Here is a 24,053-nt window from a genome sequence, read left to right on the forward strand (position 1 = left end):
GAGGAACTGTCATGAAACCAGGGACCAGAAACGCCATCGTGGCTTTCACCGCGCTGGGGACTATATTGCCTGCACCAATCGCCAGCTTCGCGGCTGACGAAAGTGGTGAGACGATCATGCTTGAAGAGATTGTGGTAACCTCGCGCAGGCGGGCGGAAAACCTGCAATCGGTGCCGGATTCCGTGACAGCCTTCGGTGCGCAGACCATCGAGCGCGCGGGCATTGACGATGTTCAGGACTTTGTTGACCTGACGCCCAACATCACCATGCGCGAAACCTTCCGCGCGGGTGTCACCTTCATCACCATCCGCGGTATCACCACCGGCCAACAAGGCTGGGCACCGGTGACCTATGTGGTGGACGGCGTGCAGGCTGGCTCGCTCGACGCGATCAACCAAGGCGCGCTCACGGACATTGAACGCATTGAAGTCCTCAAAGGCCCGCAAGGTGCGCTTTATGGCGCTGGTGCTATTGCTGGTGCGATCAATATCGTCACCAAAAAGCCGACCAACGAGATGGAATACAAGGCGCAGGCATCCTACGGCAGCGGCAACGATATCAAGCTTTCCGGTGTGGTCTCTGGCCCCATCGTGGAAGACCGTGTGCTGTTCCGCCTTGGTGCCTACTACCGCAACACGGATGGTGTGATCGAAAGCACGGACGGTGATGGACTGGACTATGAAGAGCAGATCAGCCTGAAAGGCCGCCTGCTGTTTGATTTCGATAACCTCACGCTTGATGTACGCGGTGCCTATAGCGATGTGACCGCTGGTGCAGCGGCACAGGAAGTTGTTGGTAGCGCAAGCCTGATTGACGACTTCAATACACCGGGCCCGGCACGCGGTGTGCGCGGTGAAGAAAACCGCGAGTTCAAGGAATTCTCCGCGAAGCTCGATTGGGATACCGGGGTAGGGACGTTCACGTCCGTGACGGGCTATAGCGATATTGAGCAGGACCTGTTCGGTTCCGCCTCATGGCAAAAAGGGCCGGGTGTCGGTCTCTTTGGTCCTTTCGGTGGTGACGCGGACGCATTCAACGACTTCTTCCAGGACCTCGCTGATAATTTCGAGACCTTCACGCAGGATGTCCGTTTCACATCAAACGCGGACCAGCCTGTACGCTGGCTTGTTGGCCTTTCCTACATGGACCGCAAAGTTGAGAACCTTCTCAGTGTCGGCGGGCTGCTGCAAGGCCTTGAGAAAGTTGAAGCTGATATGGTCCGCCTTCTATACCGGCCTGATGTTCGCAATGATGAAATCTGGGGTGGCTACGGCCAGGTAAGCGTGGACGTTACCGACAAGTTAGAGCTGACAGGCGCGCTGCGCTACGACACAAACAGCTACGATACCACGCAGTACACCGATCTCACATACAGCACACCTGTGCCAACACCGGACGGTATCGTGACCCAGACGGCGAAGAACAGCCGCTGGCAGCCCAAGGTGCAGCTATCTTATGACTGGAGTGATGATGTCATGACATACATCACTTATGCTGAGGGCTTCCGGTTCGGTTTCTTCAACACCGGCAACCTGACGGCACCCGAGAATACCAAGAACTTCGAGCTTGGTTTCAAAACCACCCTTGCGGACGGCCGGGTACGTATGAACGGTGCGCTGTTCCATATCGACTATTCTGACCAGCAGTTCACCTCGGTTATCGGTGAAGCGCCGTTCCGTCTGACGACAAACGTGCCTGAAGCCAACATCAATGGCGGTGAACTGGAAATCAGTGCGCTGCTCACGGAGGAGCTGGAATTCTCCGGTGGCCTCGGTATCACGGATGCCAAGATCAAGGGCGGGCAGCGATCTGCCGGTACGCCGGACTATAGCGTCAACCTCTCGCTCACTTATACCCGTGAACTGGGTAACGGCTGGGACCTCATTTCCCGCGCAGACTATCGCCGCCAAGGCACGATGGTGCTGTGGGACGGTGCTGGCGGCGTATTTGAGGTTGGTGAGAAAGACTTCGTCAATGTGCGCCTGAAGGTACGCAACGATAACTGGTTTGTTGGTGTCTTTGCAGACAATCTGACCAACGAACAGCAGGCCAATGACTTCGGCTTTGTGGGCTTCGGCTACCTGCGCGCCAACAGCATGCCGCGCGTGCTCGGTATTGAGGCCGGGTTCAGTTTCTAGTCTTGTTTTTCCTCTCAACACCCAACTGGGCCGGGGTACCATGCTCCGGCCCTTGTTTTTCCTGAAGCACGGATATCCAGCCGATGAATGAACCGATTACCCTGCACCCCACAGATGACGAGCTTGTACCGGGCTGGCGTGTGGCCACTGTCATTGTGGGGACAGCGATTACTTTACCGGCGTTCCTTGTAGGTGCGGAAATCCTGACCACGCTTGGTGTGTCTGAGGGCGCAGCGGCTATCCTCCTTGGTGGGATCATTCTCGCGTTTATTGCCAGCGCTGCCATGTTTGTTGCGGTTCGTACCCGGTGTACCACCTATCAGCTACTCGACAGCGCGTTCGGCACCAGCGCCAGCCGTATCGTCAGTTTCATGGTCGCGATCACATTGCTGGGCTGGTTCGGTATTACGGCGGCACTTTTTGGCCAGTCGCTCGCTGTTTCAATTCAGGAAGTGCTGGGTTTGGCGCTACCGCAGTGGCTTTGCACAGTAGCCGGGTGCGGTTTGATGACGGCAACCACACTTCATGGTTTCGCAGCACTTGAGAAGCTCAGCAAACTGGCGGTGCCGGTGATGCTTTTCATTCTCCTATACGCCGTACTCAAGGTGGTGGACGGTGCCAGCCTTCCAGCCATCATGCAGGCGGGGCCGGTTGCGGGTGCTTCGCCGATGGGTTTTGGTGCCGCGGTATCGGTGATTGTGGGCTCCTTCATGGTGGGCGTTGCCATCCTGCCGGATATTGCCCGGTTTATTCGGGCGCCACGTCAGGTGGCTGGGGCATCCTTTGGCAGCTTTGGTTCTTTTTTTCCGCTGGTGCTGGTGGTAGCGGGTCTGCCTGGCGTGCTGGGTGGTGAAAAAGACCTCGTGCTTGCCATGACGGCGACAGGCCTTGGCTTGCCTGCGCTGATCATGATGGTGCTCGCAAGCTGGACCACGAATGTCAGCAACCTCTATTCGTCATCACTGGGGTTCGCTCAGGCATTCCCAAGCCTTGGTAGACGAACCATAGTGATCGGGGCTGGCCTTTTGGGGCTTATGGTCTCGCTCGCCGGTATCCGGGACTATTTTGTCGATTTCCTCATCTTTCTCGGTGTACTTATCCCGCCAATCGCGGGTGTTTATATCGTGCATGTTCTGGCCCGCGCCGAGGGGACGCGTCGCGCCTTCTCACCTCTCGCATTCTTGGCGTGGGCAATGGGCGCTGGTGCCGCGTTCCTGACATCAAGCGGTGTGTTCACGCTTACGGGCATTCCGGCGCTTGATAGCCTTGGTGTAGCGACCGTCGTCTATTGGCTCGCTATAAAAGGTCGTGTTTCGATGCTTCGCTTACAGCCATAAGGCGGCTGTTTACGCCCAGTTTGCTGTAAATATTCTTCAGGTGGAAGCGCACGGTATTCTCCGAAACGTCAAGGTTTCGTGCGATCACCTTGTCAGCATGCCCTTCGGCAAGCTGTAACAGTACCTCCTGTTCGCGCCGGCTCATGACAATGGTGGTGCCGCCGTCGCCGCTTTGTTGCAGGTGATCGATCAGGTACGCCACATGGTCGCGTTCTGTCGTTCGCCCGGACGCGAGGTAGGCATCCAGAAGCGGTGTGACGAAGGGTGTTTCGTCAAGAATGAACCTCAAGAGGCCCTGATTGCGCACATAAGCGATCACAGGCTCAAGCGTATCAAATGCTTTGGCTTCGTTCCCTGCGCGGAAATGTGCGATGGCGGTGAGCAAGGCATATTTATGCCCAGCGCGGTCTTCAAAGCGTGCCGTTGCCGCGCGGATGAAATACTCAAGCTGGCTTATGACTTCAGTCTCGCGACCCTCGGCAATCCAAAGAACGGCGAGTGCCCTAATCACGGCATAAGTTTCGCGAACAGAATGCGGGCCGCTTTCGCCCTCATAATAACTGTTGAAAGTGAGGTTATGGGCCTGCGCGCGTTTTCGAGCTTTGCCCACTTTTCCCTCATAGCACAGATAGGCCACTTCATTCGCCATCACGAGGCGGTTAAGCCGCTTCAGCCCCTCGCGCCTGATATAGGTACAGGCCTCGTCACCAAGGGCCAGGCATGCGGCAAGGCCGCGCGTGCGGTAAGCGATAGAGGTCGATAGCGTATAGCCGGTGGCATAGATTTCATACCATGCTTCGCCCGTCTCCAGCCTCCGGTTGATGTTGCCGAGCAAGCGTTCGGCAGTCGCCAGCTCATCTTTCTCATAATGCCATTCAGCTAGCAGGATGTTCAGCACAAGGCGGAGGTCTTTGTCGTCAATGAAGTGGCGGCGCTGACTATCCTGCACCTTGGTGTAATAGTCATGCGCCAGATCATAGCGCCCTTGGGCGGCAGCGATGACGCCAAGGTGCACATAGATGTAGGTTTCGCCAAATATGGAATGCTGCTCATCGAAGTGCCGAATGGCTAGTTCCGCCACTCGTTTAGCTTCTTCATAGTGGCCTTTTTGCAAGTTGAAGACACAGAGGATTGTGTAGACGAAGCCGATCTGTTGTTTGTCTTCCTGCTCAAAACGGTTGAGGGCATTGACCAGATTGTCGCTGTCGCTTTCGCGGAGTGGCGCACCTTCATAGACCGCGAGCGTGGCTGCAATGACAGCAAGGTCATAGTCCAGAAGCGGGGAGGGAGCGAACTCACCATTTTCACGCTGGCTCAGGATGCGGCCATAGATATGGCGGGCGTCATTGAGGTGCCCGTCCTTAAGTAGCACAAGCGCACGCAGCAGGCCGATACGCGGACGCCGGGCGATGATTTCCTCCGGTAGCAGTTCATGGGCCTTGCGAATGCGCGACATACCTTCCCGGTTCCAAAGCAGGATACCGCCAGCCTGCTCAAGCATGTCACCTGCGACCTCAGGCGCGCCGGCATCCAGTGCGTGCTGCATGGCATTGATAATATGCCCTTGGGCAAGGAAATGGTGGGCTGCAGACAGATTGATTTCTTCGAGCCTTTTGGGCGAGGTCGCTACCAAAATGCTATGGAGCGCTTCACGAAAGAGAGGGTGCATGCGGTAGCTGTTGCTGGTGCCCTCAAGCGGCATCAGGAGGTGATCAAGGCGCTGCGCATCCTTTATAAGCTGTGCGCTGTCATGTGTGCGGCGGATGGCATCCGCCGTTTGGGCGTCAAACACGTCCAGAATGCTCATGTCGAACAGGAAATCACGCAAATGCTCTGGCTGGTGCTGCACAATGTGCTCTTCCACATAGTCGCGCATATCGCCATTCGTACCATTAAAGCTCGCCAGCACTTTGCCAGCGTCGCGCTGGTTTGTGGCGGCGCTCTTGAGTAGTTGCAGCGCTACCGGCCAACCTTCCGTCCTTTGCCCCACATCCTTCAGGAGTGCTTTGCCAAACTGGCCGCGCAATAGGGCCGACTGTTCAAATGGTGTAAACTTAAGGGCCTCTGCATCGATCTCATGCAGTTCTCCCTGGGTGCGCAAGGACGAGAGCGAGAGGTTGTCGGTCAATCGTGTGGCAACGGCGACGTGCAGGTCCTCAGGTGCATAGCGCAGGATGGGGTCCAGCACCTCATGGGCGGCCGATTTGCCGATGGTTTCTGCTGCGTCCAGTATGAGTACAACGCGTTGTCCATGGGCCGCAACTGCGGCGAGGAACAAGCCTGTCAGTGTGCGGACCGGCAGCTCCGGCGCCCATTCTGCGCCCCGCGGTGCGCTATCAAGCGCAATACCGGCCATATGCAGTGCATAGAGGAGGTAAAGCGCAAAAGTGCCGCTGTCATTGTCGCCGGCATCAAGGGTTAGCCAAACGGCAGTCGCATCTCCTCCAGCGGTCAGATGGTTATGCCAGGATGCGAGCGTGGTGGTTTTGCCGAAACCTGCCGGGGCAGAGAGGATAGCCAGTTTCAGCCCCTTGTGATGATCCAGCCTGCGCAATAGCTCTTCGCGCTCGAGCACATTCACATGTTGGCGCGGCGGGCTTGCTTTTGCGGGGGTCATCCAAAGAGGAAAGGCTGTTTTCATCGGCTCCGGCTGTGCGGTGAGTGTGCGAAAGGGTTACGCCCAACTATAATAGCTACCAAAATTGGTAGTAAAGCCGTTATATGGGTTTCTGCTGCTTACCGAGGGGCTAAGCCTTTTGAGCGCAGTAATAGTGATTTCCGCCTTCATCCGTCAGGCTGCCACTCAAAGCGAGGCCAGTTGCGGCAAGCTGTGAACGATATTCATACATGCCTAGGGACAAGGATGACCTGCCCGTCAGGCTGTCGTTCCAAGTGCACTCTTGTGCCGGCGCGGAAAACAGGAAGCTGCCGCCGGAGTGGAGGGTATCCGCGACACGGCGGATAAGCTTTATCTGGCCTGCTTTCGGTAACAGGAATATGAGCCCGACGGCAAGCGCGCCGTCAAATTTTCGGCCGAAGAAGTGGCTGTTTTCAGCGGCTTCACATGCAACATCAAACTCGGGAAAATTCGTTTGGAACGCCTTGGCTAGAGTGGGGGACGCGTCTATTCCCGAAACGTGAAAGCCATCTTGGGCGAGCGCGGCGGTAAGTGGTAGGCCGTTGCCGCAACCGATATCAAGAATGTTGGCGCCTTTTGGTAACGCGCTGGCCCAATCGCGGACAGTCTTGGTGCCGATATCGGAGCGTATGTCCATGAAGCTCTTGGCTACCACTTCCCATCCATTTGAAATATCGCTTGGCACCTGATTTCCCCTATGGCTTTCGTGCAGTATATGCCTGCCAGTGAGCGCGCCGCAATCATGGTGCCGCAATTGGTGGCTAACCTTCATATTTCAGCCAAAGGTGTTGTCTCTCACACTGCCGGGTGCTAGTTCCATGAACCTTGAGCATTGACCGGTATACCGGTGCATAAAATCACGCAGCCTTGAGGGTGCAGGACGACATGGGACGCCCATGCGCGTGCGCCTTGCTTTTCAAGTGAACTGAGGAGTGTCGTAGAAATGAATTATAGCGCAGGAACTGACTACCCGAATTATGGTCGGATCTCCGGTCCTATAGTCATGATTGGATATGGGTCCATCGGGCGTGGCACCTTGCCACTGATCGAACGGCATTTTGATTTTGACCGCGACAAGCTTGTGGTGATTGATCCATCAGCCGCCGTCGCGGATGATATCAAGGCTCAAGGCTACCGCCATGTTGAAGTGGCGCTGACCGAAGAGAATTACGCAGAGGTGCTGGACAGCCTTTTTGGTGAGCACGGCGCGGGGTTCTGTGTGAATCTTTCGGTCGACACCTCCTCGCTCGATCTCATGAAATACTGCCGCGCCAAGGGTGTGCTTTATATCGATACGGTCGTGGAGCCTTGGGGCGGCTTCTATTTTGAAACGACAGACAATGCTGCACGCACCAATTATGCGCTGCGCGAACGTGTGCGCGACGAGAAGGCGGCGAACCCCGGCGGTACTACGGCGGTTAGCTGCTGCGGCGCCAACCCCGGCATGGTGAGCTGGTTTGTGAAAGAAGCGCTTTTGACGCTCGCGCGCGACACGGGGCGCGACGCCCAGGTGCCGACAAACCGGGAAGGCTGGGCAAAGCTGATGCAATCCCTTGGTGTGAAAGGGGTGCATATTGCGGAGCGTGATACACAGGCGCGTACCATTCCCCGTCCGGCGGGAGTGTTCGTGAACACATGGTCGGTCGAAGGTTTCATCGCGGAAGGTTACCAGCCGGCGGAGCTCGGCTGGGGTACGCACGAAAAATGGATGCCTGAAGGCGCCCATGCGCACGATGATGGTTGTCAGGCGTCTATCTGGCTCAGCCGTCCGGGTGCGGACACGCGGGTGCGCACATGGTGCCCGACGGAAGGTCCGCAGTTCGGTTTCCTCGTCACGCACAATGAAGCGATTTCCATCGCGGACTATTACACTGTTGGCGACAAAGCCGCGCCGGAGTTCCGGCCCACCTGCCACTATGCCTACCACCCGAGTGATGATGCGGTGCTGAGCCTGCATGAAATGCTGGGGTCCGGCAAAGTGCAGGAGGAGCATTACATACTAAGCGTGGACGAGATTGCAACTGGCATCGATGAGCTGGGGGTGCTGCTCTACGGCCATGAGAAGAATGCGCTGTGGTTCGGTTCGCGCCTGTCGAACGAGGAAACACGCACGCTAGCTCCCTTCCAGAACGCGACGGGTATGCAGGTCTCAAGTGCGGTCCTCGCGGGCATGGTCTGGGCGCTTGAAAACCCGGAAGCCGGGATCGTGGAGACGGACGAAATTGATTTCGCGCGCTGCCTTGAAGTGCAGCGCCCGTACCTTGGTCCTGTTGAAGCGCATTATACCGACTGGACACCGCTTCAGGACCGCAACAAACATTTCCGCGAGGAACTGGACCATGATGACCCGTGGCAGTTCCGCAATATCCTCGCGGTCTAGCAAAACGGGTGTCGCGGCGGCTGCGACACCCTTGCCCCTTTACCTGCCGTGTGAAGCGCGTATCCTTGGGTCCGAACATCCCAAAGGCCAAAGGATACGGAGGGGTTAATGTCGGATTTCATGAGTGCGGAGTTTCTTGCCCGCGCGCAATTTGCCTTCACGGTCGCATTTCACATCATCTTTCCCGCCTTCACCATTGGCCTTGCATCATATCTGGCGGTCCTTGAGGGCTTGTGGCTCAAAACCAAGGATGATGCTTACCTTGAAGCTTTCCGCTACTGGCTGAAAATCTTCGCGGTGGCCTTTGGTATGGGCGTGGTGTCCGGCATCGTGATGAGCTACCAGTTCGGTACCAACTGGGCGGTATTCTCCGATAAGGCGGGCCCGGTGATTGGCCCGCTCCTCGGTTATGAAGTGCTCTCAGCCTTTTTCCTTGAAGCTGGTTTCCTTGGCATCATGCTGTTTGGCATGAATAAGGTGGGCAAGGGTCTGCATTATTTCGCGACCCTTATGGTCGCCTTCGGTACACTTTTCTCTGCCTTCTGGATTTTGAGCGTGAACAGCTGGATGCAGACGCCAGCCGGCTACGCCATCAATGACGTGGGCCAATTCGTGGCTGCTGACTGGTGGGCCGTAGTGTTTAACCCGTCCTTTCCGTACCGGCTTGTGCATATGGTGCTGGCGGCCTACCTGACGACTGCCTTTGTTGTGGGCGCGGTTGGCGCGTGGCACCTGCTCAAAGACCGCACAAACAGGCCCGCGCGCATCATGTTTTCGATGGCGATGTGGATGGCCACGATTGTCGCCCCCATCCAGATCATCGCTGGTGATATGCATGGCCTGAACACGCTTGAGCATCAACCGCGCAAGGTCGCGGCCATGGAAGGGCACTATGAAACCAAGGCAGGCGTGCCGCTCATCCTGTTTGGTATCCCGAATGATGAGGAAGAGCGGGTTGACTATGCGATCGAGCTACCGAATGTCGCGAGTTTCATCCTGACCCACGACTGGAACGGCACCATTCAGGGCCTCAAGGAATGGCCGAAAGAAGACCGCCCGCCAACGGCTGTTGTATTCTGGGCCTTCCGTATCATGGTTGGGCTTGGGCTTCTAATGGCGGCGCTTGGGCTTTGGAGCCTGTGGTGTCGCGTGCGCGGCAAACTGCATGACAGCGATTTGCTCAAGCGCGCTGCAGTCCTGATGGGGCCGTCTGGCTTCATTGCCGTGCTGGCCGGGTGGGTTGTGACTGAAGTAGGGCGGCAACCCTATACCGTCTATGGCCTGCTGCGCACGTCAGACTCGCTCTCGCCCATCGCGGCACCGGCAGTGGCAACCTCGCTCGCCATCTTCGCCATTGTGTACTTCATCGTCTTTGGTGCCGGTACCATGTACATCCTGCGCTTGATGGGCAAGACGCCAGGTGATGGAAGCGAAGGTCCAGAGAAAGGGCATCCGAGCCACGCTGCGGGCACAACGCCAGTAGCAGCCTATGAAAACCATGTCAGCAAAGAAGGAGCCGCAAAATGATGATCGACCTTCCCCTCATCTGGGCGTTCCTGATTGCGGCTGCGATCTTGATCTATGTGATCCTCGACGGTTTCGATCTCGGTATTGGTATTCTTTTCCCGTTCCTCGACCATGCGGACGACAGGGACACCGCGGTGAATACAGTTGCCCCCGTCTGGGACGGGAATGAGACCTGGCTGGTGCTTGGTGGTGGTGGGCTGTTTGCAACTTTCCCACTTGCCTATTCCGTACTGATGCCAGCCCTTTATGTACCGGTGCTTCTGATGCTGCTCGGGCTCATCTTCCGCGGTGTCGCGTTCGAGTTTCGCTGGCGTGACGAAGGGCATCGCAAATATTGGGATTTTGGCTTTGTGGCGGGCTCCTATCTCGCTACCTTTTGCCAAGGCATCGCGCTGGGCGCTTTTGTGCAGGGTGTTGAGGTAACAGGCCGCGCCTACACCGGCGGCTGGTGGGATTGGCTGACACCGTTCAGTTTGCTCACGGGTGTGGCGCTTGTGGTTGGCTACGCGCTGCTGGGTGCTACTTGGCTTGTCATGAAAACCGAGGGGCGCCTGTGCGACAAAGCCATCCGCTATGCGCGGGTGTCCGGCGTTGGCATTCTTCTTTTCATCGGCATCATCAGTGCAGCGACCCTGTCGCTCGACCCGCATTTCATGGATGCCTGGTTCGGCGCGCCCGCGCTCTATTACACGGGCATTGTACCGCTCGCGGTCCTTGCTGCAGCGCTTTGGCTTTGGCGTGCGCTTGGTCGCGCGGCAGACTACAAACCCTTCCTTGCGGCAATCACACTGTTTGTGCTGTGCTTCATCGGGCTTGGTATCGGGCTTTTTCCTTACATGGTGCCGATGCAAGTGACGATATGGCAGGCCGCAGCGCCTGATGATAGCTTGCAGTTCCTGCTCATAGGCACTGCTGTACTCCTGCCCATCATTCTCGGCTACACCGCCTACGCCTATTATATCTTCCGCGGGAAAATCAAAGCGGGCGAGGGCTATCACTAGTGGCGGAGCTGCCGGAAAAAAATACACCCCTGTGGCGGCGACTTTTGTGGTTCGCTGCCATCTGGGGGGGGAGTGTCCTCGCGCTCACGGTTGTGGCTGGCGTCATCCGCTGGGCGGTTATGCCCGGCCCTTAAGCTGGCCGGGGTTCACGCCAAAATGTTTCTTGATTGCAGCCGACAGGTTGTTGGCGTGCCTGTAGCCAAGAATTTCCGCCAGCTCGTTCAGCGACCCTTCGCGGTTTTTCAGGTATTCCTCCGCGCGTTTCATCTTCAGCTCATAGCTGAAATCCTGAAGCGTTACGCCATACACAGTCCGGAAACCCTGTGAAAGCTTGTTGCGGTTGAGGCCCACCATGCGCGCCAGTTCTGGCAACTTGAGCGTGGTCATCATGTCGCTGGAGACAATCTCCCGCGCGAGCGCGAGGTTTTTCCGGTCGCGCGCGGAGAGGGTAATCTGGTTGTTGGCGACCTCATTGTCGGCGCTTAGCTTGGCGAGGAACGTGCTCATCAGCTCCAGCGCTTTGGCCAGCATGAACATGGGGCGCATATAAAGCGGTGTGTCCGCAAGCAGCATCTGCATCACAATCTGCGCTGTGCGGCTATCGATGGAATTTTCCTTATGGAAAACCGGTGTGGTGGCGTTCTCGATCGCGTCTGCGATAGGGTGCGGCAGTTCATTGAGATCCACGCCCAAAATACGCTGCAGCTCTGACGCCTTGATCACAACAGAAACCCATTCAAGGTTGCTGCCGGTGATGAAATAATCGGTGCTGCTATAACCCGCCGGGTAAACACCGAAAAAGCTTGTGCCGCCGGTTACATCAACCTGTGTGCCGTCGCCAAGGTCGAACACCAGGCTCCCGGTCAGAGTGAAGGAAAAACGCAACCAGTTCTCGCCAATGAACTTGAGCGCCAGTGTCTCTGGCCTGCTGGTGCGGGAGGTGACAATCTGGATGTCTTTGCCAGCTTGCAGGAACTGGGTTTCGCCCCGACCGTATTCAGGCATGGAGCCGATACGGATGTACTTGTCGTCAATCAGGTCGATATGGGTATTGGGCCCGCCGTGATCCAGGCAGAACTGGTGTTTCAGCAGGGCGAAGTTGTCTGATCGTTTCAGGGTGGCAGCACCCATGGAATCTGCCCACGCCATCAGCTCGGAGGAGCTTTTCATTTTCACGCTCTCACATGACAAAAATCTACACAGCCTGGCGGGGCTTGCCGTGACGTTCACAACCGGTGTCCGGTCCGTCAAAGCGAGCGGATCATAGATTCGGGTGACGCGCATATCAACCCCTCAAATTTTACAATTTTTACAAGGATGAGTGGTTGCGGGGCTATGTTTTCCGTGCGTTCCAGGCTCGCGGGCACCTATCTATGATTGCGTATCGGAAATATATGCACTCGTCCCGCGCCCCGGTTGAGGGCTTTCGAAAATGCGGGTGAACTGGCATTTAGAGGCGCGGCTTAGTGTGGGCCTATCGCGCGAAAATGCCCTAGACTGCAGCGATTTTGATGTTGTTTTGCAAAATAGTGAGAATTTTTACCAAAATCTCTCAATAATCTTAAGTTTTAAAATAGTAAAAGTTAAAAATATACTAAATAAATTATAATTGAATTTTGATGTATATTTTTAAAATATCCTATCCATCCCGCCAGATGAATCAAAATTATCAACTTAACTTCAAGTTATGAAGTAGAGGGAAAAATGGCACAACATATAGTGGCGCAGGATGGGTCCGGCAATTTCACCGATATCCAGTCCGCACTGAATGCTGCTCAACCCGGGGATACGGTTTATATCCGGGCTGGCGTTTACGAAGTTCCCGGTGGGCTTGAGCTCAACACACCAAATGTCACTGTCTCGGGCTATCCGGGTGACGCTACACCGCAAATCGTAGCCCCGAATGGCGCTGACGGTCCACATGCGGTCTTCACCTTTGACATAGACGCCGACGGCAGCACGATCCGCAATCTGGATATGTCGGGTGGGCGCGAATATGTGGTCAAGCTTGATACTGCGCTTGAGTATGACGACCGCTCCTTTGGCCATACTGGTCAGGCGGCAAGCAATATCACGATTGAGAATTGCCGCTTGCACGATTCCGGTCGTGACGTGATCAAGGTCACGCCAAACTGCGACAATGTGAAAATCCTGAATAACGAGATTTTTGGTTCCGGTCGCGCTGGCACAACAGATGACTATCCGGCGAACAATGCGGAGGGTATCGATGTGGTCAATGGTGACAATATTGTCATCAGTGGCAACCACATTCACCACACGGCGACAAGTGGGGCTTACGTTAAAGGCGGCTCGAAAGACGCCCTGATTGAGAATAACCTAATTGAACACACCGGGCTGAGTACCGCCAATGTGCCCAATTCCGGCGCGGGTATTTCGCTCGGCTACGAGACTGACGCCGAATTCTATGATGACGATAACACCGGCTTTGTAGGCGCATTTAATGCGACGGTGCGCAACAACATTGTGCGGGATACGATGGACAGTGGTATCCAGATGGTTGCGGCGCATGACGCTGTTATTGAAGGCAACACCATCATCAACGCCGGCGGCGAAGGCGGCGACAGCACACGTTGGTACCTGGGCGGTATCTCAGCATACCCGCAGGTTACCTATACCGGCCCTACGGACACCGTGGTGTCGCAGGTCAAGAACCCGACGATCATCAACAACATTGTTGTCACCGCACCGATGGAAAACGGGGATGAAGTGTGGGCAAGCAATGACCCGCTCGTATTCTCCGGTAGTCCGGACCTGAGCGGTGCGGTTATTGATGGCAACGTATATTGGGACGGCAACGGCGTTACCCGCTTTGATGGCCGCACGTTCGAGGACCACAAAGCCGAAACCGGCTTTGACGGCAATAGCCAGATCATGGACCCGACCGATATGCTGGACGCAAACGGTGCACCGATCCCTGGCTCCGCGCTCGCCGAAACGGGTGCCGGTGCCACGGTGGCTGATCATTACGGTTTCCGTGAGGGGTATGAGCCCACGCCCGTTGGCGACACCACGCCACCGGAGGCACCGGTCGTAACCCACGCAGAGGACTATGACACCGAGTATTATCACGGCAAGCTGATCTACTGGGAAGGCTCCGACGATAGTGTCTACTACAAGGTTTATCTGAACGGCGAATACGCCGGTTACACCACGGCATCCGGCTACTATCTGAACCGTGAAGGCACCTACGAGATCACTGTTGAGGCCGTTGATGGTGCTGGCAATGTGTCGAGCGTGAGTGAGAGCTTCAGTGTGACCTATGGCGATCCTGACGCCAATCCGCCGTCTGAGGACCCAGGTACGGGTCAGCCGGGCGATGGTGGTGACGAGCCACCAGCCGGTGACCCGGTTCAAACCTATCCCGGTGATGTTGAATTTGTCGAAACGCCGGACGCTGATGGAATTGCCGGTGTGCATTTCAGTCTGCCCTCAGAGGGGGAGGACGGCCTGCTCGTCATCCAGTTCGAAGGCAGCAGCTATTATGGCTATACAAGCGGCGCCGTGGAAATTCGCAATGCCGACACTGGCGAGGTTGTTTTCACTGCCGACCCGGACGTTGGTGATGCCCAGCAGGGACAAGGCTATTTCGAAGTTGCAATCCCCGCCGATCTTGCAGACGGCAATTATGAGCTGGTGATCGGACGACAATTTGCCCGTATCGAGCTCCCCTCGGGCGAGTGGGTAACCTCTGGCGAAGTTGGTGGTGACGGTTGGCGCTTTACCGTTGGGGACGGTAACAGCGAGCCTCCGGCGGAAGAGCCACCTGTGGACGAACCGCCGGTCGAGGAGCCACCAGTCGAAGAACCGCCAGCTGAAGAACCACCAGCTGAAGAGCCTGCTGAAGGCGTGTTTACACCGATCGACGGCGCGCTGGGTGTATACGGCTTTACCGTTATTGATGCGGAAGGTGACACGCCTGCACAACTTGTGCTGCACTTCGAAGGTCGAACTTACTTTGGCTACACGGGCGGCAAGCTGGAGTTGATCGACCAGACGACCGGCGAAGTCGTGCTGACCATTGACCCTGACCTTGGCGATGCGCAGCAAGGCAATGACACCTATGTGGTGGAACTGCCGGAAGCCCTTGAGCATGGTGATTATGCGCTTAGTGTTGGCCGCCAGTTCGCGCGCCTTGAACTGCCAAGCGGCGAATGGGTGGCGAGTGGCAGCGTTGACGCTGAGGACACAGCTTTCACCCTTGGTGGTGGCGCGGGTTACACGCCGGTTGAAAACGTTGTTGGTGTGGACGGTATTTCGCTTGTCTGGAACGAATCTGGCGAAGGCGTGCTGACCGTGCATTTTGCGGGCACCAGTTACTACGGCTATACCGACGGTGTGCTCGAAATACGCAATGCGGCCACAGGCGAGGTTGTGTTTACCGCTGATCCTGAACTTGGCGATGCACAGCAAGGCAGCGATGTTTTCGCGGTTACCCTGCCGGACAGCTTGCCAGAAGGGGACTATGAGGTCAGCCTCGGTTACCAGTTTGCGCGCATCGAACTGCCGAACGGCGAATGGGTAACCACTGGTGAAGTCGCTGAAAGTGGCGTTGGCTTCTCGGTCGACCCTGAGGTGGACTACCGTGCGGTTGAGGGTGTGGCGGGTATCGCAGGCATCACCATTGAGCCAGCAAGCGCTGGCGCTGACGGCAGCCTCACCCTTCATTTCGAAGGCAAAAGTTACTTCGGCTACACAGGCGGCACGCTCGAGGTGCGCAATGCGGCAACTGGAGACCTGGTCGCGAGCGCAAATCCAGATCGTGGTGACGCACAAGAAGGGTCGGATGCTTTCGAGATCGCACTGCCCGCAGGGCTGGACGCTGGCGATTACGTTGTAAGTGTCGGTCGTCAATTCGCCCGTATTGAACTGCCAACGGGTGAGTGGGTTTCCTCCGGTCGCGTTGCCGGGGATAGCTGGACCTTCACGGTGGCAGAAGAAAAGGCCATTACTGCGTCAAGCATGAGCCTTGGCATCTTCCATACGGATGAAGGTATGGGCGGTCTTGCTGATGATACAGTGTTGCTTGATGTTCCTGCTGACACGGATGGTACTGTCGGCATCGAACCGTGGAACCAGCGCGATGACGTGCTGCTGCCCGTGGACGGTGACGACGAAGGCACCGTTGGCATTGAGCCTTGGTTGCAACGCGGTGATCAGCGCCCTTCAGGCGAGGACTTTGGTGATGACATCGTCAGTATCGAACCTTGGCTACGTGACGGCACGGTCAATCTCGACGCCGGCGACGCACCTGATGACGGCGTGATGGGTATTGAGCCTTGGCTGCAGCGCGGCGACGTCACCTTGCCGGTTGCGGAGGAAGAGCCGAGCTTTGGCATAGAGCCATGGCTAATGAGCGGTCGCTTCGCTGACACGCAAGACTTTATGCGTGTAGCGTTTGATCTCGATAGTCTCTAGTTCGGAAATAAAGAAATCTGTCGGGTGGATTTCCGCCCGACAGATGGCGAAGCGTGATATCAGGGCTGACCAAGTGCCGTGATCGGCGCACGCCAGATGTCACTTTTGCCGCGCCCATCCTTGCAGGTGGCAGACCAGTAGAACCAATCAGGCTCTGCCGCGCTCACCGATGGCCCGAAGTTGAGGCCGGTACGGCAATTGAACAGCTTGGGCAGTTCGCTTTTTTTGCTCCAGACCTTGTCCACTTTCTCTGCGAAGCGCAGGCGTACGTCGCCGTCGCCCTCGAACGTGCCTTGGGAATAGACCATGCGGCTATCGCCGGGCAGGAAAGCCGCGTCAAAATCCTCCCGCGCTGAATTGATGGCGGGCCCGAGGTTCTTAGGTGTTGCCCATGCTCCGTCAACTTTGTCCGAGATAAACAGGTCATGTTTGCCGTAGCCGCCATGGCCGTCTGATGCGAACAGCAGTTTGGTGCCGCTCGCATTCAACACCGGCGCCCAATCATCACCCTTGCTGTTGACAGTACCACCTAGATTTGCCGGTTTTCCGAAGCTCCCGGTTTCAGCGTCGAATGAGACTTCATAAAGATCATCACCGCCAAACCCGCCCTCGCGGTCCGAGAAAAAGAGCAGCGAGCGACCGTCTGGCGCGAAGGAGGGATCAAATTCCGTCGCGGCTGTATTGAAGGGCACTGCCTCTGTCGCGCCCCAGCCGTCCTTGGTTTTGCGGCTCATGAACAGGTCAAGGCCTGCATCCGTGCCCACGCCCCACACAGCGAACTGGCCGTCGGGAGATATAGTCAGCTTTACGTCGGTGTTGACGCTGGAAAATTCCACCAACTCGCGCGTTGGTGCGTCTTGCGCCAGTACCGCAGTGGCACTAAGAGCAACGGATGCCAGCACGTAACATATTGTCTTCATTTTGCTTTCCCCCTCCATTGTCGTGCAGTCTACAGTAAACCGTAGGCGCTTGCACGTTGTCAGTGGCGGCAAATTTTGCGACATAGGGTGTGGGTGATCATCAGGAGTACAGGCGCATGACAATAAGGGCAGGGGTAATCGGGTACGGCCTATCGGCGAAGGTGTTTCACCTGCCATTCCTGAAAGCGCTCGATGCGTTTGAGGTGAAGGCCATCAGTACCTCGCGTGTGGAAGAAGCGGCAGCGGACTGGCCGGATGCGCGCATATATGCAGACCCTGAGGCGATGATTGCAGACGATGGTCTTGATCTCATCATTAACACGGCACCCAACCATGCACACTTTCCGCTCTCCGCCGCAGCACTGCGGGCGGGCAAACATGTTGTGGTGGAGAAGCCTTTTGTGACGCGTCTTGAGGATGGTGACGCCCTGATCAAGCTCGCGGCTGAAAACAAACGTGTGCTGAGCATCTATCACAACCGCCGCTGGGACGGAGATTTCCTCACTGTTCAGAAATTGATCAGCGAAGGCAAGCTTGGGCCTGTTCGGTATTTCGAAACCCATTTTGACCGTTTCCGCCCCGTCGTGCGCGACACGTGGCGCGAAAGTGACGGTGAGGGTAGTGGCATTCTGTTTGACCTTGGCCCCCACCTTGTTGACCAGACGCTGACACTCTTTGGCATGCCAAAGGCACTGACAGCGCAGGTTATGATGGCGCGTGCGGGTGCTCGCAGCGACGACATGTTCCGGCTTACCTTGCACTATGACGGCATGCTTGCCGTGCTGGTCTCAAGTCCATTCTGTGCGGCGCCAAATCTCCGCTATAAAGTCGAAGGGGAAGCGGGCAATTACGTTAAATATGGCCTCGATCCGCAAGAGGCGCGCTTGCGTGAAGGTATCCAGCCAAATGGAGCCATATGGGCAGCGGAAGACCCGGCTGACTATGGTCAACTTTACACAGCGCAGGGCTCCGAGCCGGTTGAGAGCGTGACGGGTGGCTATCAGGGCTATTATTACGCACTGGCCAACAGTATTGCCTCGGGCGGGGAGCCGCCGGTGACTGCCTCTCAGGCACTCACGGTGCTGCGCCTCCTTGAGATCGCGCGGGAGAGCTCAGAGACCGGCCGCACTATTCCGCTTTCAGTGCCCAAGGATGCGTAGCGGCAGGCGGCCTCCGCCCTGTGCAGCAACAAAATTTCGGTTGACGATCCGCTACCTGTTTTCCCATCATGAACTCAGAGAAGGGTGGTTGAGACTGCACACATAAGAAAAAGGCAGGCTTTTCCGCGAAATAATGAAGGTTTTGGGGCGCACAGTAACGTGCGACGCAGGCCCTGTTTTCGGAAACACTGTGATTTGTGACCAGGAAACCTGATGCACGGCATCGGGGCTGATTTTATGTCCAAATGATAGGTGTTCTGATGAAATTCTCGGTTTTTTCTCTCGTTTCTTTTGCCCTTTCATCGCCCGCGCTCGCGCATGCCGGTGATCACCAGCATTTTGACCTTTTAGCTGCACTCAAACATCTGGTAAGCGAGCCTTTCCATGTTGCGCTTGTGGTCGCCGCAGTTGCTGCAGCCTTATTGGTCATGCGCCTGAGGCGCCGACAAGTTGTTAAGATGAAGGCAGTAGGCAAAGGGTAACGCCCTTGGGTGTGCCTCGTCATATTTTACCCAAAAGTCCCGCACGGCTTGAGCGCGCGGTTGGTAAGCTGACGCTTGGCTTTCGTACCCGTGCGGGCCAAACTGGGCTTGGCGACCTGTATCAGCAAGGTTGCCTCAAGGCGCGTTTCCCGCGCCAGTTTGCGAACCGTTATAAAACCGGCGTTCTCATCAATACCACGGGTGGCATTGCCGATGGGGACTGTCTGGATACTGACATTGCACTGACTGACGGCACGCAAGTGGTGTTGACGACGCAGGCTGCGGAACGTGTCTATAAGGCCGCGAATATTGATGACCCGGCCAAAGTCTCAAACCGTATGGCGGTTGGGGCCGGTGCGTGTCTCTACTGGTTGCCGCAGGAAACAATCGTGTTTGATGGTGGCTCGCTGGCCCGCACTTACGATGTGGATATCGCTGAGGGCGCCACATGCCTGATGGCGGAGATGACCGTGTTTGGTCGCGTCGCGCGGGGTGAGGCGGTGGACAGTCTTTCTCTGTTTGACCGTTGGCGGATAAAGCATGCTGGCCGCCTCGTGTTTGCTGACGGCTTTCGGCTCGGTGGCGATATTGCCACCCCACAAGCCTCTGCTGCGCGGCTGCAAGGTGCGACAGCCATCGCGACGCTCTTTTATATCGGGCCCGGATGTGCTGCGAAGCGCGAAATTTTACGGGAGTGTTTTGACGGCGTGGCGTGTGCGGCGGGCTGCACCTTAAGGGGCGAATTGTTGATTGCGCGCATTGCTGACGCCAACCCAAGCGATGTGCGCGCAACCATGATGAAAGCTATCGCCGCACTTGATGCAGATCGGGGCATGGCGTCGCCCGTTCTGTCCCGCTGGATTTTCTGATTTTAGGAAGAAGCTGATGAATCTCACCCCACGAGAGAAAGACAAACTGCTGATCAGCGTCGCCGCTATGGTGGCGGAGCGCCGCCTTAAGCGCGGCGTGAAACTGAATTACCCTGAGGCCGTGGCGCTGATTTCCGACTTTGTGCTCGAAGGCGCACGTGACGGTCGCACTGTGGCGGACCTGATGGCCGCTGGCGCTACTGTGCTGACGCGCGAACAGGTGATGGAAGGGGTGCCGGAGATGATCCATGAAGTGCAGGTCGAGGCCACATTCCCGGACGGCACCAAGCTCGTGACCGTTCATGAACCGATCCGCTGAAGGAGGCCAGAATGATACCCGGTGAAATTATTGCAGGCGGCGGTGATCTGGTCCTCAATGAAGGCCTGGACACGATTGAGCTGAGTGTTGCCAACACCGGCGACCGTCCGGTGCAAGTGGGTAGCCACTATCATTTTTTTGAAATGAATGACGCGCTGGTCTTCGACCGGGCTACCGCGCGCGGCATGCGGCTTGATATCCCGGCTGGCACCGCTGTGCGTTTTGAGCCCGGCATGGAACGCACGGTCAAGCTGGTACCATTTACGGGCGCTCGCAGGGTTTACGGATTTCAGGGTAAGGTGATGGGAGGGCTGGACTGATGGCTTACCGCATGAAACGCGGCGACTATGCCGCCATGTTCGGGCCCACGGTCGGGGACAAGGTGCGCCTTGCGGACACTGACCTGTTTGTTGAGGTGGAGAAGGATTTCACCACCTACGGCAATGAGGTGAAATTTGGTGGCGGCAAGGTGATCCGTGACGGCATGGGGCAATCACAAATCTCCCGCGCGGACGGCGCGGTGGATACCGTCATCACCAATGCGTTGATCATCGACCATACCGGCATCATCAAGGCGGATGTGGGCCTCAAGGATGGCCGTATCGCCGCCATCGGCAAAGCTGGTAACCCCGATGTGCAGCCGGGTGTTGATATCATCATCGGCCCCGGTACAGAAGCGATTGCAGGCGAAGGTAAAATCCTGACGGCGGGCGGGTTTGATGCCCACATCCATTTCATCTGCCCGCAGCAGATCGAGGAAGCCTTGATGTCCGGTGTTACTACCATGCTTGGCGGCGGTACGGGGCCAGCGACGGGGACCAACGCCACCACTTGCACGCCGGGGCCGTGGCACATTGCGCGCATGCTGCAGGCGGCGGAGGCCTTCCCGATGAACCTTGCCTTTGCGGGCAAGGGCAACGCCAGCACGCCGGGTGCGCTTGAGGAACAGATCAGGGCGGGGGCCTGTGCCCTCAAACTGCATGAAGACTGGGGGACGACACCTGCCGCCATCGATTGCTGCCTCTCGGTCGCGGACGCGATGGACATTCAGGTGATGATCCACACAGATACGCTTAATGAAAGCGGCTTTGTGGAGGATACGATCAAGGCGATTGCGGGCCGCACCATCCACGCGTTCCATACTGAAGGCGCAGGCGGCGGTCACGCGCCTGATATCATCAAGGTGGTGGGGTTCGAGAATTTCATTCCGTCCTCCACCAACCCCACGCGGCCTTACACCCGGAACACGGTAGATGAACACCTGGATATGCTGATGGTGTGCCACCACCTTGACCCCAGTATCCCTGAGGATATCGCTTTTGCCGAAAGCCGCATCCGGAAGGAAACCATCGCCGCAGAAGATGTGCTGCATGACATGGGCGCGTTTTCGATCATCGCGTCAGACAGCCAGGCCATGGGGCGCGTGGGCGAAGTGGTCATCCGCACGTGGCAAACTGCGGACAAGATGAAACGTCAGCGCGGGCGGCTCACGGAAGAAACGGGCGACAACGATAATTTCCGTGTCAAACGTTACATCGCCAAATACACCATCAATCCGGCCATTGCGCATGGCATGTCGAAGCATATTGGCTCGGTCGAGGTTGGCAAACTTGCGGACCTCGTGCTGTGGTCGCCAGCCTTCTTTGGTGTGAAGCCGGATATGGTCTTGAAGATGGGCACCATTGCGGCCGCGTTGATGGGGGACCCGAATGCCTCCATCCCGACACCGCAGCCGGTGCATTACCGGCCCATGTTTGGTGCCTTTGGCCGCAGCCTGACGGCAAGTGCGGTGACCTTTGTGTCTGGCGCATCGCTTGAAGGTGACCTCGCTGGCGAGCTTGGTTTGCAGAAGGCGTTGTTAGCGGTTGAGGATACGCGTGGCGCGAAGGCGAGCAAAAGCGCGATGATCCACAATAGCCTGCTGCCTGACGTCAGCGTGGACCCGGAGACCTATGAGGTCAAGGCGGACGGGCAACTCATTACTTGCGAACCGGCGGACGTGTTGCCGATGGCGCAGCGCTATTTCATGTATTGAGGCACACCAATGGCACACCAGCATCTCACCGCGAACGAAGTTTTGAGCAAGGGTACATGGCACGGAACTGCCACTGACCGCGTCGTGTTATCGTATGATGACCGTTTCAGGCGGCGTATCATGCTGACAAGCGAGAAGGGCCGGGAAATCCTCCTGAGCCTCAAGGAAGCGATCCTGCTACAAACAGGTGACGCATTGCTGGCGGACGGCGACCAGTTGATTGAGGTGGTTGCAGCGCCTGAAAAGCTTATCGAGATCCGCTGCGAAAGCCCGCATGCGCTGTTGCGCACAGCTTGGCATCTTGGTAACCGGCATCTTGCAACCGAGATCATGGAAGGGTCATTACGCATCCGATATGATAAAGTGATCCTTGATATGGTCGAAGGGCTGGGCGCTGCTGCGACCATCATCGAGGCTCCCTTTAATCCTGAAGGTGGCGCCTATTCGGGCGGCGGGCATACCAAGGTCCACAGTCACCATCACGACCATGACCACGAGCACGGCCATGACCACCACCATCACCACTGAGCGCGCGTTATACCGCCTTATGACATGGCTGTCCCCATCCTATCCGGTCGGGGCCTATACCTATAGCCATGGGCTGGAGCATGCGGTGGATGTGGGCTGGGTGACGGACCGGTTGAGCACTGAGGCTTGGGTTGCGGCTACCCTTCGCCATGGTGGTGGTTTCAGTGATGCTGTGCTTCTGAAGGCGGCCTATGAAGCTGAAGCCGAGCTGGCTGAGGTTGCTGAGTTGGCTATCGCCTTCACGCCGACGGCAGAACTGGCGCTCGAAAGCGAAATGCAGGGCGCGGCGTTTCTTGAGATGACGCAAAAGGCGTGGCCGGAAGCCGCGCTTGAACGTCTGACTGCGGTTTGGTCTGGCCCATACGCTTACCCGGTGGTGGTTGGTGTGGCGGCCAAAGGTGCAGGCATTGCGCTTGATCAGGTGCTCGAGGCTTACCTGCATGCGTTCGCGGCCAACTTGGTCTCCGCGGCTGTGCGGCTCATCCCTCTCGGTCAGACTGACGGGCAATTGATTACAGCCGCCCTTGAAGCCGTGATGGCGGAAGCCGTGATTGAGGCAAAGGACACAACACCAGACAATCTGGCGACGACCGCCTTTATGGCGGACATCGCATCGATGAAACATGAAACACAATATACGAGGTTATTCAGGTCATGACTGTATCGCATCACGGCCCCTTGCGGGTGGGTATCGGTGGGCCGGTTGGTTCCGGCAAGACCGCGTTGACGGACGCGCTGTGTAAACATATGCGCGATAGCTATTCGGTGGCGGCCATCACCAACGATATCTACACCAAGGAAGATGCGGAATTTCTCACGCGCTCCGGCGCGTTGCCTGTGGAACGCATCATGGGGGTGGAGACAGGCGGTTGCCCGCACACCGCCATCCGCGAGGATGCTTCCATCAATATGGCGGCGGTGAGGGAAATGAGCGGCCGGTTCCCCGACCTTGAGATGGTGATTATTGAAAGCGGCGGCGATAATCTTGCAGCAACTTTTTCGCCCGAGTTGGCCGACATCACCATCTATGTGATTGACGTGTGCGCGGGAGACAAAATCCCGCGCAAGGGCGGGCCGGGCATCACCAAGTCCGACCTTCTGGTCATCAACAAGATCGACCTCGCGCAATATGTGGGCGCGGACCTTTCGGTCATGGACCGGGACAGCCGGAAAATGCGCGGAGAACGTCCGTTCATCTTCACGAACATCAGGGCAGGCAAAGGTGTTGCGGAGGTCGCTGACTTTATCGTCAAAACCGGCGGGCTTCGCCAGGTCTAGGCCAA

The 24,053-nt window shown here is 57.0% G+C and carries 19 protein-coding genes; 15 read left to right on the plus strand and 4 right to left on the minus strand.

All coding sequences use genetic code 11. The features are described from left to right. Positions 1-11: 11 nt before the first annotated feature. Complete coding sequence (locus B150_RS0109560) at positions 12-2,138, plus strand: TonB-dependent receptor (RefSeq protein ID WP_020399694.1); 2,127 nt, start codon at positions 12-14, stop codon at positions 2,136-2,138. Positions 2,139-2,221: 83 nt separating this feature from the next. Beyond that, on the plus strand, positions 2,222-3,475 hold the full coding sequence (locus tag B150_RS0109565; RefSeq protein ID WP_020399695.1) for a cytosine permease: 1,254 nt from the start codon (positions 2,222-2,224) through the stop codon (positions 3,473-3,475). Here the strand turns inward: B150_RS0109565 and B150_RS0109570 are convergent. Both B150_RS0109570 and B150_RS0109575 read right to left on the minus strand, forming a co-directional pair. Then, entirely contained in the window at positions 3,435-6,116 is a 2,682-nt protein-coding gene (locus B150_RS0109570; protein ID WP_081611388.1) for a winged helix-turn-helix domain-containing protein, read from the minus strand. The two genes, B150_RS0109565 and B150_RS0109570, sit on opposite strands and share 41 nt — an antisense overlap. Positions 6,117-6,222: 106 nt before the next feature. Then, positions 6,223-6,798 (minus strand): class I SAM-dependent methyltransferase, encoded by a 576-nt coding sequence (locus B150_RS0109575; protein WP_025896364.1) that lies wholly within the window; start codon positions 6,796-6,798, stop codon positions 6,223-6,225. 258 nt (positions 6,799-7,056) lie between these two features. Between B150_RS0109575 and B150_RS0109580 the strand changes: the two genes are divergently transcribed. From B150_RS0109580 to B150_RS23010, 4 genes are all read left to right on the plus strand, one after another. Then, a complete protein-coding gene (locus B150_RS0109580; RefSeq protein ID WP_020399698.1) occupies positions 7,057-8,493 on the plus strand; it encodes a homospermidine synthase in 1,437 nt (478 codons plus the stop codon). Positions 8,494-8,601: 108 nt separating this feature from the next. Continuing rightward, positions 8,602-10,020, plus strand: coding sequence for a cytochrome ubiquinol oxidase subunit I (locus tag B150_RS0109585; protein ID WP_020399699.1), 1,419 nt, complete (start codon positions 8,602-8,604; stop codon positions 10,018-10,020). Continuing rightward, positions 10,017-11,021: a cytochrome d ubiquinol oxidase subunit II gene (gene cydB / locus B150_RS0109590; protein WP_020399700.1), complete on the plus strand. Its 1,005-nt coding sequence runs from the start codon at positions 10,017-10,019 to the stop codon at positions 11,019-11,021. Before B150_RS0109585 ends, cydB begins: the two co-directional genes overlap by 4 nt. Beyond that, positions 11,021-11,155 (plus strand): DUF2474 domain-containing protein, encoded by a 135-nt coding sequence (locus tag B150_RS23010; RefSeq protein ID WP_081611389.1) that lies wholly within the window; start codon positions 11,021-11,023, stop codon positions 11,153-11,155. Before cydB ends, B150_RS23010 begins: the two co-directional genes overlap by 1 nt. Here the strand turns inward: B150_RS23010 and B150_RS0109595 are convergent. Continuing rightward, a complete protein-coding gene (locus B150_RS0109595; RefSeq protein ID WP_162139683.1) occupies positions 11,139-12,191 on the minus strand; it encodes a helix-turn-helix domain-containing protein in 1,053 nt (350 codons plus the stop codon). The genes B150_RS23010 and B150_RS0109595 overlap by 17 nt on opposite strands. A 534-nt stretch (positions 12,192-12,725) precedes the next feature. Here B150_RS0109595 and B150_RS0109605 point away from each other — a divergent pair. Next, on the plus strand, positions 12,726-16,457 hold the full coding sequence (locus B150_RS0109605) for a right-handed parallel beta-helix repeat-containing protein (protein WP_020399703.1): 3,732 nt from the start codon (positions 12,726-12,728) through the stop codon (positions 16,455-16,457). Positions 16,458-16,516: 59 nt separating this feature from the next. Here B150_RS0109605 and B150_RS22360 read toward each other — a convergent pair whose 3' ends face one another. After that, the gene (locus B150_RS22360) at positions 16,517-17,377 is read right to left on the minus strand and encodes a TolB family protein (RefSeq protein WP_025896368.1); all 861 of its coding nucleotides are present in this window, start codon (positions 17,375-17,377) and stop codon (positions 16,517-16,519) included. A gap of 116 nt (positions 17,378-17,493) precedes the next feature. Between B150_RS22360 and B150_RS0109615 the strand changes: the two genes are divergently transcribed. The 8 genes from B150_RS0109615 to ureG all read left to right on the plus strand — a co-directional run bounded on the left by B150_RS0109615 (position 17,494) and on the right by ureG (position 24,048). Then, complete coding sequence (locus B150_RS0109615) at positions 17,494-18,537, plus strand: oxidoreductase (protein ID WP_026168300.1); 1,044 nt, start codon at positions 17,494-17,496, stop codon at positions 18,535-18,537. Positions 18,538-19,030: 493 nt separating this feature from the next. Then, positions 19,031-19,888, plus strand: coding sequence for an urease accessory protein UreD (locus tag B150_RS20430; protein ID WP_238322465.1), 858 nt, complete (start codon positions 19,031-19,033; stop codon positions 19,886-19,888). Between the two features lie 16 nt (positions 19,889-19,904). After that, the gene (locus tag B150_RS0109630) at positions 19,905-20,207 is read left to right on the plus strand and encodes an urease subunit gamma (RefSeq protein ID WP_020399708.1); all 303 of its coding nucleotides are present in this window, start codon (positions 19,905-19,907) and stop codon (positions 20,205-20,207) included. 11 nt (positions 20,208-20,218) lie between these two features. Continuing rightward, the gene (locus B150_RS0109635; RefSeq protein WP_020399709.1) at positions 20,219-20,527 is read left to right on the plus strand and encodes an urease subunit beta; all 309 of its coding nucleotides are present in this window, start codon (positions 20,219-20,221) and stop codon (positions 20,525-20,527) included. Continuing rightward, complete coding sequence (gene ureC, locus B150_RS0109640; RefSeq protein ID WP_020399710.1) at positions 20,527-22,242, plus strand: urease subunit alpha; 1,716 nt, start codon at positions 20,527-20,529, stop codon at positions 22,240-22,242. Before B150_RS0109635 ends, ureC begins: the two co-directional genes overlap by 1 nt. 9 nt (positions 22,243-22,251) lie before the next feature. Beyond that, a complete protein-coding gene (ureE, locus tag B150_RS0109645; protein ID WP_020399711.1) occupies positions 22,252-22,770 on the plus strand; it encodes an urease accessory protein UreE in 519 nt (172 codons plus the stop codon). Further along, positions 22,748-23,428 (plus strand): urease accessory protein UreF, encoded by a 681-nt coding sequence (locus B150_RS0109650; RefSeq protein WP_020399712.1) that lies wholly within the window; start codon positions 22,748-22,750, stop codon positions 23,426-23,428. The genes ureE and B150_RS0109650 overlap by 23 nt, the downstream gene beginning before the upstream one ends. Beyond that, entirely contained in the window at positions 23,425-24,048 is a 624-nt protein-coding gene (ureG, locus tag B150_RS0109655) for an urease accessory protein UreG (RefSeq protein WP_020399713.1), read from the plus strand. The genes B150_RS0109650 and ureG overlap by 4 nt, the downstream gene beginning before the upstream one ends. The last annotated feature ends 5 nt before the right edge of the window (positions 24,049-24,053 follow it).

This window comes from Kordiimonas gwangyangensis DSM 19435 = JCM 12864, from assembly GCF_000375545.1.
GTDB lineage: Bacteria > Pseudomonadota > Alphaproteobacteria > Sphingomonadales > Kordiimonadaceae > Kordiimonas > Kordiimonas gwangyangensis.

What these genes read in the sequence shown, in the direction of transcription:
- cydB (WP_020399700.1), top strand. Translation starts at nt 10,017, where the DNA reads ATGATGATCGACCTTCCCCTCATCTGGGCGTTCCTGATTGCGGCTGCG.
- B150_RS0109635 (WP_020399709.1), top strand. Translation starts at nt 20,219, where the DNA reads ATGATACCCGGTGAAATTATTGCAGGCGGCGGTGATCTGGTCCTCAAT.
- B150_RS22360 (WP_025896368.1), bottom strand. Translation starts at nt 17,377, where the DNA reads ATGAAGACAATATGTTACGTGCTGGCATCCGTTGCTCTTAGTGCCACT.
- B150_RS0109570 (WP_081611388.1), bottom strand. Translation starts at nt 6,116, where the DNA reads ATGAAAACAGCCTTTCCTCTTTGGATGACCCCCGCAAAAGCAAGCCCG.
- B150_RS0109585 (WP_020399699.1), top strand. Translation starts at nt 8,602, where the DNA reads ATGTCGGATTTCATGAGTGCGGAGTTTCTTGCCCGCGCGCAATTTGCC.
- B150_RS0109560 (WP_020399694.1), top strand. Translation starts at nt 12, where the DNA reads ATGAAACCAGGGACCAGAAACGCCATCGTGGCTTTCACCGCGCTGGGG.
- ureC (WP_020399710.1), top strand. Translation starts at nt 20,527, where the DNA reads ATGGCTTACCGCATGAAACGCGGCGACTATGCCGCCATGTTCGGGCCC.
- B150_RS0109580 (WP_020399698.1), top strand. Translation starts at nt 7,057, where the DNA reads ATGAATTATAGCGCAGGAACTGACTACCCGAATTATGGTCGGATCTCC.
- B150_RS0109605 (WP_020399703.1), top strand. Translation starts at nt 12,726, where the DNA reads ATGGCACAACATATAGTGGCGCAGGATGGGTCCGGCAATTTCACCGAT.
- B150_RS0109615 (WP_026168300.1), top strand. Translation starts at nt 17,494, where the DNA reads ATGACAATAAGGGCAGGGGTAATCGGGTACGGCCTATCGGCGAAGGTG.
- B150_RS0109650 (WP_020399712.1), top strand. Translation starts at nt 22,748, where the DNA reads ATGACCACCACCATCACCACTGAGCGCGCGTTATACCGCCTTATGACA.
- B150_RS0109595 (WP_162139683.1), bottom strand. Translation starts at nt 12,191, where the DNA reads ATGAAAAGCTCCTCCGAGCTGATGGCGTGGGCAGATTCCATGGGTGCT.
- B150_RS0109565 (WP_020399695.1), top strand. Translation starts at nt 2,222, where the DNA reads ATGAATGAACCGATTACCCTGCACCCCACAGATGACGAGCTTGTACCG.
- B150_RS0109630 (WP_020399708.1), top strand. Translation starts at nt 19,905, where the DNA reads ATGAATCTCACCCCACGAGAGAAAGACAAACTGCTGATCAGCGTCGCC.
- ureG (WP_020399713.1), top strand. Translation starts at nt 23,425, where the DNA reads ATGACTGTATCGCATCACGGCCCCTTGCGGGTGGGTATCGGTGGGCCG.
- ureE (WP_020399711.1), top strand. Translation starts at nt 22,252, where the DNA reads ATGGCACACCAGCATCTCACCGCGAACGAAGTTTTGAGCAAGGGTACA.